General features: G+C 66.7%; 9 protein-coding genes and 2 pseudogenes. 4 read left to right on the top strand and 7 right to left on the bottom strand.

Features of this window, described 5'->3' with window-relative positions:
- Positions 1–409: 409 nt before the first annotated feature.
- From ABNF97_RS26900 to ABNF97_RS34345, 6 genes and pseudogenes are all read right to left on the bottom strand, one after another.
- A complete protein-coding gene (locus ABNF97_RS26900; RefSeq protein WP_349340226.1) occupies positions 410–766 on the bottom strand; it encodes an IS3 family transposase in 357 nt (118 codons plus the stop codon).
- The gene (locus tag ABNF97_RS26895; RefSeq protein ID WP_349340225.1) at positions 747–2,138 is read right to left on the bottom strand and encodes an IS30 family transposase; all 1,392 of its coding nucleotides are present in this window, start codon (positions 2,136–2,138) and stop codon (positions 747–749) included. Before ABNF97_RS26895 ends, ABNF97_RS26900 begins: the two co-directional genes overlap by 20 nt.
- A 58-nt stretch (positions 2,139–2,196) precedes the next feature.
- Positions 2,197–2,787: pseudogene (locus ABNF97_RS34350) on the bottom strand (IS3 family transposase); the annotation flags it as partial.
- Positions 2,784–3,095: a transposase gene (locus ABNF97_RS26890; protein ID WP_349340224.1), complete on the bottom strand. Its 312-nt coding sequence runs from the start codon at positions 3,093–3,095 to the stop codon at positions 2,784–2,786. The gene ABNF97_RS26890 and the pseudogene ABNF97_RS34350, both read right to left, overlap by 4 nt.
- A 154-nt stretch (positions 3,096–3,249) precedes the next feature.
- Positions 3,250–4,440, bottom strand: coding sequence for a phospholipid carrier-dependent glycosyltransferase (locus ABNF97_RS26885; RefSeq protein WP_349340223.1), 1,191 nt, complete (start codon positions 4,438–4,440; stop codon positions 3,250–3,252).
- A 329-nt stretch (positions 4,441–4,769) separates the two neighbouring features.
- Positions 4,770–4,883: pseudogene (locus ABNF97_RS34345) on the bottom strand (choice-of-anchor M domain-containing protein); the annotation flags it as partial.
- 226 nt (positions 4,884–5,109) lie between these two features.
- On the opposite strand from ABNF97_RS34345, the gene ABNF97_RS26880 reads away from it, so the two are divergent.
- The 3 genes from ABNF97_RS26880 (at position 5,110) to ABNF97_RS26870 (ending at position 8,316) form a co-directional block, all read left to right on the top strand.
- Positions 5,110–6,105, top strand: coding sequence for an SGNH/GDSL hydrolase family protein (locus ABNF97_RS26880; RefSeq protein WP_349340222.1), 996 nt, complete (start codon positions 5,110–5,112; stop codon positions 6,103–6,105).
- A gap of 170 nt (positions 6,106–6,275) precedes the next feature.
- The gene (locus ABNF97_RS26875) at positions 6,276–8,108 is read left to right on the top strand and encodes a carbamoyltransferase family protein (RefSeq protein WP_349340221.1); all 1,833 of its coding nucleotides are present in this window, start codon (positions 6,276–6,278) and stop codon (positions 8,106–8,108) included.
- A 25-nt stretch (positions 8,109–8,133) separates the two neighbouring features.
- On the top strand, positions 8,134–8,316 hold the full coding sequence (locus ABNF97_RS26870) for a hypothetical protein (RefSeq protein WP_349340220.1): 183 nt from the start codon (positions 8,134–8,136) through the stop codon (positions 8,314–8,316).
- Between the two features lie 125 nt (positions 8,317–8,441).
- On the opposite strand, the gene ABNF97_RS26865 is transcribed toward ABNF97_RS26870, so the two are convergent.
- On the bottom strand, positions 8,442–9,605 hold the full coding sequence (locus ABNF97_RS26865; protein WP_349340231.1) for a glycosyltransferase family 2 protein: 1,164 nt from the start codon (positions 9,603–9,605) through the stop codon (positions 8,442–8,444).
- Positions 9,606–10,386: 781 nt separating this feature from the next.
- Here ABNF97_RS26865 and ABNF97_RS26860 point away from each other — a divergent pair.
- Complete coding sequence (locus ABNF97_RS26860; RefSeq protein ID WP_349340219.1) at positions 10,387–11,634, top strand: ParB/RepB/Spo0J family partition protein; 1,248 nt, start codon at positions 10,387–10,389, stop codon at positions 11,632–11,634.
- Positions 11,635–11,843 lie beyond the last annotated feature (209 nt).

The raw sequence follows: 11,843 nt of genomic DNA, 5'->3' as shown, positions 1-11,843 counted from the left end.
GTCAGACAACGACTACGAGCCTGCCAGCAACAGACCCATCTCCTCGCCGGCTTCTTCGTCAACACCGGCATGACCCTCGACCCCGAACCACCGTGACGACCCGAACGTCAGCCTTTCAACCTCTGTAGCGAGACGAGAAGGTGTACGAACAGGAACCAGTGTTGACGTCCCGTAAGCGATGTGCCGGCTCGAATCTGGTGGATGTGGGCCGGGTTGCAGTGCACGACCGCCCGCAGTCTTGGGTGGTCGACTCCGGGGTCGGCAGATTGCGCCGGGTCCGGAGGCCATGGTGAAGGTCTGCGGCGTAGTCATGGCGATGCTGCCGGGATAACAGCTGGGCGCCTCCCTCGTCGATCGGTCAGCAGTGAACGCGGGAACCTGAGTTTCCCCCGCTTTGATGGAGCGGTGGTTACCTGCTGCCGGTTGGTGCAGGGGTGGCGATTGCTGGCTCGGCCAGGTCGTGTTGGTGGGTGTGCCAGGCGGTTTCGTACTCGTCAGGGCTGAGGTAGCCGAGTTCCTTCTGGATACGGCGGGTGTTGTACCAGCCGTCGATGTAGACGAAGATCGCGTTCTCGGCCTCGTCGCGGGTCCGCCATGAGGTGCGGTAGACGAGTTCGATCTTTAGGGTGGACCAGAAGTTCTCCATCAGGGCGTTGTCGAACGAGTCGCCGACGGAGCCCATCGAGGGCAGGATCCCGTTGTCCTGTAAGCGTTCCGCGAACCGGAAGGACGTGTAGTTCCTGGGTTCAACCGGTCGTTGCAACATCGCTGCTGTGCAGCAATCGTAGGTGCTCGTCGAGGGCCTCGGCGGGTGTCTTCCAGCCGAGGACCTTGCGGGGTCTGCTGTTGATGGCGGCCTGGACGGCGAGGAGGTCATCGAGGCTCCAGCGAGACAGGTCTGTGCCCTTAGGGAAGTACTGGCGTAGCAGGCCATTGGTGTTCTCGTTCGTGCCGCGCTGCCAGGGCGAGTGGGGGTCGGCGAAGTAGACTGCCATGCCGGTTTCGACCTTGAATTGGGCGTGGGCGGAGAGCTCCTTGCCCCGGTCCCAGGTCAGCGACCGTAGCAGCTCGGCCGGCATCGTCGTCATCGTCGAGCTGAGGGCGTCTTTCATCGCGGTGGCGCCGTAGCCGCCCAGGGCGGGCCCGTTCTTGACCGGTGGGACGGTTCCGTAGCCTTCGAGGCGGGGCAGGTGGACCAGGAGCGTGTAGCGGCTGCTGCGCTCCACGACGGTGCCGATCGCCGATCGGTTTAAGCCGATGATCAGATCGCCCTCCCAGTGCCCAGGCACCGCACGGTCGGTGGCCTCGGCAGGCCGTTCACTGAGCACGACATCGGCGGTCACGTGACCCTGCGGCCTGTTCCGGGACCGTTCCCGGGGCTTGCGCAGTGCCCGGCCGGTGCGCAAGCAGGCGACCAGCTCACGCTTGAGGGCTCCGCGTCCTTGGATGTAGAGCGCTTGATAGATCGCCTCGTGGCTGATGCGCATGTCCTCATCGTCGGGGAAGTCGACGACCAGCCGCCGGCTGATCTGTTCCGGGCTCCAGGCCGTGGCCCAGCGCCGGTCGGCGCGGTGCGGCTTGTTCAGCCCTTTCCAAGTCGTCGACGGGCCGGCGGCAACGGTCCCGTCAGGACGCTGCAACTGCCCGCTCAGCCGCGCTTGGACGTACTCGCATAGCCGCGGGTTGCCCGCCAACTTCACCCGTTTCGGGCGCCGCGCCGCGATCTGCGCCTTCCACTGTGCGACGCCTGCCCGGTACTCCCGCTTGCCGGCACGGGTGGCGGCGTTGCGCCGCAGCTCGCGCGAGATCGTGCCAGGGTCTCGATCGAGCTGCCGGGCGATCGCACGGACGCCCTGGCCCTGTGCCTTGAGTAGCGCGACCTCCTCGCGCTCGAAGAAGGACAGGTAGCGGCCGGTGGGCTCGGCCAGGTTCAGTGGCGGCATGCCGCCAGCGTGCCGAAACCAGCGCACCGCCACCGGCGTCGACACACCCATTTCGAGCGCCGTCTCTTCGGTGCGCTTGCCCTGCGCAATCAGGCGCCAGAAGGCGCGCTCCACATGCCGCGCCGGCATCGGCCGGCCCGGCGAACGCATCGCCGGCCGCAACGCCCGATCCGCCAACTGCTGACGACGCACCATCGAACACCTCCATGATCACGAGGTGTTGCGACGATCGGTTGAGTCCGCCGTTCGAGCCCCTGTCCGAGTGGTGAATCAGTTGGCCGTCGCGGACGTCGCGGGACCAGATGCCGTACTCGAGGGCGGCGAGGATGAGGTCGGTGTCGCAGCGGTCAGACGTCTTCCAGCCGACGATCCGGCGGGAGAACACGTCGCGGACCGCGGCGAGCCAGAACACGCCCTCGCCGCAGGGGATGCGGGTGGCGTCAGCGACCCAGAGCCGGTTCGGCCCCGTCGCGGTGAACTGTCGCCCGACCAGATCCGGTGCTGGCGTGTGTCGTGGGTCCTGTCGGGTGGAGCCGCCGCGCCAGCCTCGGCGCAGGAACGCGCCCTGCCAACCCTGGTCGGCCATCAGCCGCTCGATGCGTTTGCGACCGACGCGGATACCGTCACGGCGTAGCTGCCGATGGACCCGGTCCGCGCCGTACGTCATGCCCGAGGCGGTCCAGATCTCGTGAATGTTGGAGATCAGGCCCAGGTCGCCCACATCCCGGTCGCAGGGCTGCTCGGCCTGCCTGACCCACGCGTAGTAGGTGGAGGCGCCGATGCCCAGGACCCGTAGCAGGAGCGCGACCGCGAACTGGTCACGGTGTTCGTCGATGAACCTCATGACCGTCGCCGGGTCGGGTCGAGCTCCGCCGCGAAATACGCGCTCGCCGCTTTCAGGATCTCGTTCGCCCGCCGCAGCTCGGCGTTCTCCTTCAACAGCCGGCGGTTCTCGGCCACCATGTCGCTGCTGGGCCGGTCAGTGCGCTCGCCCGCGTCAGCCTCGGCCTGACGGATCCAGTTCCTGAGCGCCTCGTGATGCACGCCGAGCTGCTCGGCCAAGCGCCGGATCACCGGCTTCGGGTCCGACTCGCGGTACAAGCGCACAGCGCGCTGGCGTAGCTCGTCGGGGTACTTCTTCGGTGCTACCACGAACGACTCCTCCTCATGGCCATCAGACCATGATCAGAAGCTCCATGAAAGCGGGGGTGGCTCACCCCGAGCCGGAGACGCCCGCCAGCCGACTCGTCAACGGCGCCGGACTCCACGCACTCCTGGCAAGCCCCGTGCTGACCGAAGCAGCCAATCACGTCCGCGACCGCCAAGCCCACGCCAACGTCTTGTCCTCGATCTGGAACTGGAACCGCATCCCGTCCAGGTACGGCCGCGGGAGCGGCAGCCAGTCCAGGACCATCCCGCGTAGCCCGTGCACGGCCCGCAGGTTTTCCGGGGTCACCCAGCTCAACCGGGGGTCGACGACGAGATACGTGGCCCAGACCACGGCCACCGCCACCAGGCCGACGCCGGTCGCCGCCGCCACGCCGAGCCCGAGCAGCCGGACCCGGCCACGCGGATCGCGCCGCTTGCCGCCGCCAGCGGCGGACCAGACCGAGAGTACGGCCAGCAGGAGCAGTACCGGAACCGCCGCCAGCGCGCTCATCCGGGTGGCCAGGGCCGCGCCGAGCGCCGTCGCGGCGAGCGGGAGATAGCGCAGCGGCCGCCGCCGGGCCCGCCAGAGCAGCCAGGCCGAGGTCAGCAGGAATCCGGCCGCGGGTACGTCGAGGGTGGCCAGCGACCCGTGGGCGATGACGTCCGGCGAGAAGGCGTACAGGGCGAGCGCCGCCAACCCGCCAACCCGGCCGACGAGATCAGCTGCGAAGACGTAGACGACCAGCCCGAACAGCAGGGTCAACAGGATCATCGGCAGCCGCGCCAGCAGCATCAGCCGGCCGGGGTCGTTACCGGACTCGTACAGCAGGTGCCGCCCGACCGCCCCCTGGTCACCGGTGAAGGCCGGATCGAAGTGGGCGTCGGCGAAGAGCAGCCCGGTTCCGATGATCAGCTTTCCGAGCGGCGGATGCTCGAAGTTGTACCGCAGGCTGTCCTCCCGCAGATAGACCATCGCGGTACCCACGTAGACCGGTTCGTCGATGGTCGGCGTCTGCTGCACGGCGGTGCTGAGCATCGCGGCCGCCATCTGGGCGAGCAGCAGGACCACGACGAGCGGGAGCAGCCAGCGGCGATGCCGCCGCAACCCGCCGAACCGGCCGGGCGCCGACCCGCCGTCCGCCGCCCCCTTCCCGGCGGTCGCGGGCTGCTCCTGCCCGGTCGAGGAGTGCTCCGCGCTGGTCGCGGGCTGCTCCTGCCCGGTCGCGGGCTGCTCCACGCTGGTCGCGGGCTGCTCATCGGCGGCCGGGGGCTGGTCACCGCTGGTCGTCGGGGCGGCCCGACCGGGGACGGGGGTGGCGGCGGAGTCGGGATCGGTGGGTGATCGCATGTTCTACCTTCCCGGCCTACCGCGTGGCTGTGCGTCCGCTGCTACCCCCCACCGCCGGGGATATACCGGGAGAGCACAACTGCCACCGGCCGAGAGCCGGAACGCCGCCTCCGATGCCCGGTCGGCAGGCGGCCGCGCCACCGGCCCGGTGGACGACACGGACGATACTCGTACCGCCGTTCCTGGTCGGCGCCGATCTCGCCACCGGGTGAAGCGGCGCGGTGGCGACCAGCACGATGGTGCCGCCGACCGGGGTGCCGTAACCCTAGGAGAGAAATAGAGCCCGACGCGACCGCGGACCCGCCGGTGATCGGGGCGAGCAGCATCATCACGCCGAGCAGGTTCAGCGGCACGCCGCGGTCGATGTCCCGCATCACCCGGGGAGCCTGGGTGTTCCAGCCGATCCAGACCACGTCCGGCTGTTGCGTCTGCGGCACGACGTGGTCACGGCACTAGAGGGTTCGGGCCGGCCGAGTCGAATGGTGGACGAACAGCGTTGCTATCGCTCCACCCATCCCGTAGGTTTGTGTACGACGACGGATGTCGATCATCTGGTGGTAGTCATTCAGCAGCCCCGCATTGGCTGTCGACCACCGTTGCCTAGTCGCTCAATCTGTCCGAGTGGGGTGCCATCTGATGCAATCACACATTGCCAGACTTACACCACAGATGCTGTACTACTCAGAACAGCTGTACGAGGACGGCAAGCTACGTTGGCTGCCCTACGTGATGTATTTCCAATCGGCGAACCACCGCTCCGACATCGTCAACACCGACCGACTGGGATTCCGCGTCTCCAGGAACGGCAGTCGCGAGTCATCCGTCGCCGACTCGCGGCCGGCCGGTCCAGTAAATGTGCTCGTCGGAGCCTCCACGGTATTCGGGGTCGGTGCCACGACGGACGATTCGACAGTGCCCTCCCGACTGTGGGCCAAATACTCACCGGAGCATGCATGGATGAACTTCGGCGGGCGGGCCCACAACTCGGCCCAGGAGCTGATCAACTTCCTGTTGCACCGACACCTGCTGCCCGAGATCCGAAATATCGTCCTGCTCTCCGGGCTCAACAACCTCGGTCTGGCCCGACTGCCGTCGCCCGTACGCGGAGAACACGGCGCCTTCTACCATTGCTCCGAGTTCAACGACATCATGTACGAACGACACAGGCCACCACGGCCGTCTCCATTGTCGGAGGCCCTGCGCCGGAATCGGAAGGCACCGCCGTCGAAGCGGGTTGCACGTCCTCTGCCGCCCGCTGGAGAGCAGGTGGAGATCGCCACGGAGCTGACTCTGCGACACCTCGGCAGTTGGCAGTTGCTTGCGGGCGCACTGGGGGCGAACCTGTCCTTTGCCTTCCAGCCCCTTGCCACCTGGGTGCGGGACCGCCCCGCCCCGCAGGAGCAGTTGCTCTTCGACGAACTGGACGAGGTGTTCAGCTTCAGCAACACCTACGGAGACATCGTGCGACGACAGGTGGGCCGGTCCTACGCAACCGCGGTCCGGGCAGGCTGCGAAAGGCTCGGCATCCCATTCGTTGATCTAAATCCGCTACTCGCTGACGCCGCCGCCCCTGACGACTGGCTGTTTGTAGACCGCGCCCACCTGACTGACCTGGGATACGACTTCATCGCCGCCCTACTCGCGCGCCACCTCGACCTACGCTAGCTAACACGAAAACCGATGACCTGAAGAGGAAGGACGGTCGATGCTTTGGCCTACCTCCGGTACCTTCTGGACTGGCTGTTTCGGCGCAGGCGTCAACGCGGCAAGCGTCGCCGCGGCAACGACGACTCCATCTACCCCATGTTCTGAGCCAATCGCTTCGTGAGGCCACAATGCCTGAACTAATCCTCGGCTTGTCCGCCCACTACCACGACAGCGCGGCGACGCTGCTCGCCGATGGCGTCCCGATCGCCGCAGCACAGCAGGAGCGATTCAGCCGACGTCGGCATGATTCCGATTTTCCGGCCGACGCTATCCGGTACTGCCTCGACGAGGTAGGGGCAAAACTGCCAGATTTGTCGGCGGTGGCCTACTACGAGGATCCCGCCCTGAAGTTCAGGAGGGTGCTGGCGACGTACCTCGGTGCCGCACCACACGCCTTCGGCACGTTCCGCCACACGCTGCCGCCCTGGCTGTCGTGGAAGCTCGCCATGACCCGCCACCTCGGTCGACAGCTGGCCCGGCTGGATCTGGGCGACCCTCCTCAGATCGTCGTACGGCGGCACCACGAGTCGCACGCCGCTTCTGCGTTCTTCCCGAGTCCTTACGAGTCCGCCGCTGTACTGGCGATCGACGGCGTCGGAGAATGGGCCACGACGACGATGTGGCACGGCGTGGGCAACCAGTTGCGCCAGCTCGCCGAGCTGCGCTTCCCACACTCGCTCGGACTGCTGTACTCGGCGTTCACCTACTACTGCGGTTTCAAAGTCGATTCCGGCGAGTACAAGCTGATGGGGCTGGCGCCGTACGGTACGCCGAGGTACACGGACGTGATCCGAGAACGACTGATCGACATCAAGAAGGACGGATCCTTTCGGCTCAACTTGCGCTGGTTCGAGTTCTTGCGGGGGCAGGCGATGACCGGCCGCGGCTTCGAACGGCTGTTTGGCGGCCCACGCCGCGTTCCGGAAGCACCACTCACGGAACGGGAGTTCGACCTGGCGGCATCGGTGCAATCGATCACCGAGGAAGTGGTACTCCGGTTGGCGCGCACCGCGCGTCGGCTGACCGGTGAACCCCGGCTCTGCCTCGCGGGCGGCGTGGCGCTCAACTGTGTCGCGAATGGCAAGTTGCTCGACGCGGGCACCTTCGAGGAGGTCTGGGTCCAGCCAGCGGCCGGTGACGCCGGCGGCTCGTTGGGCGCCGCTCTCGCTGTCGCCATGTCGCGAGGCGCGCGCCGCGTACACGTGGGAACCGGCCGGGACGCGATGTCCGGTGCGTTGCTGGGACCCGCCTATGACGACACAGACATCCGGTCCACACTCGACCGCCGGGGGGCGGTCTACCGGGTATTGGACGAGGCGACGTTGATCGACCAAGTTGTTGCCGCGCTCGCCGCAGGTAAAGTGGTGGGATGGTTCCAGTGTCGGATGGAATTCGGGCCGCGCGCACTCGGAGCGCGCTCGATTCTCGCAGACCCACGGGATCCGAGGATGCAGTCCGCACTGAATCTTAAGATCAAGTTCCGCGAGTCGTTCCGGCCGTTCGCACCGTCCGTCCTGGCCGAGGACGCCGAAGCATACTTCGAGCTGGCTCAGAGCAGCCCTTATATGCTCTTGGTGGCGAAAGTTTCCCCCGCGCTCAGAACCCGCAGCGATTCCACCAGTCATGCCACCGGACTCGACCTGCTCCGGATCACGCGCTCCACGATCCCCGCAGTGACCCACGTGGACTTCACCGCACGAGTCCAGACGGTGCACCCGGAGAACAACCCGATCTACCACCGGCTGTTGACCGCGTTCAAGGAGGCAACCAGTTGCTCCGTACTCGTGAACACCTCCTTCAACGTCCGCGGTGAACCAATTGTCTGCTCCCCTGACGACGCGTATACCTGTTTCATGCGCACCAGGATGGACCTGCTCGCGTTGGGTGGGCATTTGCTGGAGAAGTCGGCACAACCTCCATACCAGGACGACGACTGGCGCGCGCTGATCCCGATGGACTAGCCCGCCCAGACAATCGGAAGGACCCATGTCCACCGCGCTGCTTGCCCTCGCCTACTACTTCATAGTCACGCCAGTGGGACTGCTGAGCCGGATCGTCCACGATCCGCTGCGGCGTGGCTGGAACCGGCGTGCGTCAACCTACATGCACTATCTCGCGAACCGATCACCTCGAACCGATCACGGCGCATCAGCCCAAAAGGGCGTGTGAGTCACGCTCTCATGTTGATGTGATTTCCGGACATGGCCGCACCTCCGCCCCTTCCCACCTGCAGAAGCGGATCACCGCGGCAGGCCGAGGACCTCAGCCGCTCGACCTCTGCGGTAGAGCCGGCGTCACGCTGGAGCCGCGACTGACGTGACCACCCGCGCGACCCGTCGAACCTCTTTGTGTGCCGCGTCCCGATACCTAGGACTCAACTGCTGTAGGCGTGGCAGGACGAAACACCGATCGATGCTTCGGTCAGGATAGGGAAGCGCACATCCGATCAGGGAAAGGACCTCGTCCGGCAGTCCATGGTCCAGCAGACTCCGGGCGGTCGCGTCCGCTGGCTGCTGGCGGTCGTCGAGGGCGACGCCCACGACCAAGGCCCTGGCACCGCCGGCCGAACCTGTGATGACCCCCAGCCGGCCACCGCCGGTGACCGCTGCCATCTCCCGTCTGGCATCGCCGAGCCATCGCGCCGCGTCGGCGGGGCCGAAGGTGCGCAACAGTTCCACCTCGAGGTTCGGCCACTTCGCCAGGAAGTACCTGCCGTTGGCACGGTACTCGTCGTCCCCCAGGCGGCCGGACCGAGTATGCGGCTGGTGCACGCCGTACACGTCCTCCCGCATGATGATCGGCGTCCCGCTCCGCCAGACCCGATAGCCCCATTCCACATCCTCGAACCCCCACCCGTGGAAGTTCTCGTCGAACGAGAGGTCGTGCCGTCGCACGGTCGCTACGGGTATCGCCACCAGACCGGCCCACACCCCCGTCCAGGCCACCGCCGGATCCCGGTCCAGCCGTCGGTCCAGCCGCACACCGGGGCCGGCCTGCAGCTCCGCCAAGGCTGCGCGATAGTGCTCGTACGGCAGCCCGGCGCCGGACACGTCGGTGAGGTCGTAGACACCGTCCGGCCGGTAGTCGATCATCTGACCCACCAGGCAAACCTCCGCCTCGCCGGAGTAGTAATTGTCGGCCAAGTTCTGGAGGAAGCCGGACGGCAGCACCATGTCCGCGTCCATGAGGAGCAGGATCCGGCCGGACACCTGCCGAAGGGCCAGATTCCTGGCACGGCTGGAGTTCCACCCGCCGCTGGCCATGACCGTCACGATGGTAAGCCGATCGGCGTAGTCCCGACAGAGGGAGACGTACTCCGGTGAGTAGTCGATCGCGCCGACCACGACCTCGAAGCGCGAGCTATCCATCGTCTGCTCCGCGAGTGATGTCAACGCCCGCCGAAGGTTGGGCAGCCGCTGCCGGTAGGGGATCGCCACGCTGAAGGTCGGCTTGCCCATGCTGAACACTCCAAAAATGGTGTGCGAGCACTACTGAGATTTTCCCGGAGATTAGACCGAAGCAATTTACCTGTACGAGTTCGGCGAATACGCGGAGTGCCTCTTCCGATTTTGGATCTTACGGGAACGGCCGTCGATTTCGCAAGCCACGACCTCCGACCACTTCGGGCCGAGGTAATCGGCACGCCTCTGCGAAAGTACTCGTGCGGCATACGGCCGCGTTCTCGGTAGCCCCTGCGGCAGCGGTCCGCAGCGGTGACCCCGCCTCGCCCACGCTCGACATCGCGGCCGGCTCGGCGTCACGGCCGGATTTGCGGTACCGGTACCACGAGCCGGGACAGTCGCTCGACCAGGGTCACCACGCGCCCATGCCGCGCCCGCCGCCGACAGGCCCACTCCCCGATGTCTCGGGACTCGTCCCGCCTCCCGCCTCGGCGGGACATTCCGCCAGGTAAGGGGGGTCCTTGATCGCCGCGCCGGCACGGGACGCGACCCCCAACCGGCCCGTAGGCAGCGGCAACAGCTCCCGGACGAGGGTGGACACCACGACTGGCTGAGCTCGCCGCCTTGTTGATGGTGGGGTATGTTCAAATTCGCAGCCCTCTATTAGAGCATTCGAGTGTCTCTATGCGGGAACGTCACGGGGAGGCGTCTGATGTGCGGGAAGACAATGTTCCGGTCATCGCCGTCTGCGGGGCAGATTCCCTACCAGCACCTCTCAGTGTTCCCAGCCTGCACCGGCTGCTCGGTCGCGTCGTAGCTCGTAGCGAATCGTCATTCTGTGGCGCGGCGCATCGTTGTGGACCTACGCACGAGTGATAGTGGCGACATCGTGGCGGACAAGAGCATGATGCCGTGCCTTCAACCTGGCGAGAGCGCCACCAAACCAAAGCCGTATGTTTTTGTCGCAAGAGATGCAGCTTGTGGAGAGGGGATACGCATGGCGCATCAGGTCGGATCGGAGGACGAACGGGAATCGGACGTGAATGCAGAGACGGATCCGGGCGTGGGAAGCCGGCTCGACACAGACACCTCCCTGACCTCTGTACGGATCGCCGACCTCCGGACGATCGACTCCCCGCGCCTACGAGGTGTGAACAGTGATCACGTCCGAGCCCTGGCAGAGGTACAGGAACAATTGCCGCCGATCCTGGTGCACCGTGCCACCCTGAGCATCATCGACGGCGTGCACCGATGCCGGGCAGCCCAACTGCGCGGGCTCGCGGAGATCACGGCACGGTTCTTCGACGGCTCACCCGAGGAGGCGTTCCGCGTCGCGGTCGAGGCGAACGTTCGGCACGGCCTCGGGCTGAGCCTGGCCGAACGGCGAGCGGCAGCAGCCCGGATCATCCGCTTCGACCCCGGGATGTCCGATCGCCGCATCGCCGCCATCTCCGGACTCGCGGCCCGCACCGTCGCGGCGATCCGGGCACGCACCGTCGGCGCCGAAGCCCACGTGAGGGTGGGGAGGGACGGAGTGGCCCGGCCTCTCAGCACGGCCGACGGGCGGCAGATCGCCCGCCGCACCATGCTGGAGCAGCCTCAGCTCTCCCTTCGACAGGTCGCGAAGCAGGCCGGCATCTCCGTCGCCACCGTCCGGGACGTTCGGGCGCGGATCCAGACCGGTGAGGCGGTACTGCCCGCGCGCACACACCGGAGCCAGTCCGAGAGCGTGCCGCTGCGGCCCTTCGACACCGTCAGGCAAGGGGCGGACGACGGTACTACGGGCTCCCGGCAGCGTCGAGTACGGGCGGGACACTCCGACGTCCTGCCCTTACTCGAAGGGCTGCGACGCGACCCTTCCCTCCGGTACACCGACTCAGGACGCTGGCTGTTGCAGTGGCTCGGCTCGTCGGCGCTCGTGGCAGCCAGGTGGCGGGACGTGTTGAAGAGCGTGCCGCCGCACTGCGCTGTGCTGATCGGGAAGATCGCGCGTCAGTACGGCAACGAGTTGATCGACTTTGCCACCGAACTGGAGCATCGCGGCAGCGAGCCGCGGACCGGCTGCGACGTGCCCGACGCGGGGTGACTGCGTCAGGTGCATGTGTGCGACTGCGGATTTCCTCACACGCACAGCCCGGCGAGGACCTCCTGCCCGCCACGGCTGTGCACCGCTGGCCGCCCGCAGGGTAGCGAGAATCGGACACGTCGCCTCTGTCCGTCGCATCGGGCCAGGCCCGAACGCCTTGGCCGACGTCCATTTTCGACATACGCTGAAAACACAAGTGCTATCCCGGA

This window comes from Plantactinospora sp. B6F1, from assembly GCF_040120695.1.
Taxonomy (GTDB): domain Bacteria; phylum Actinomycetota; class Actinomycetes; order Mycobacteriales; family Micromonosporaceae; genus Plantactinospora.
Note: the sequence above shows the minus strand (reverse complement) of the source record. Positions and strands in the feature narration are given on the sequence as shown.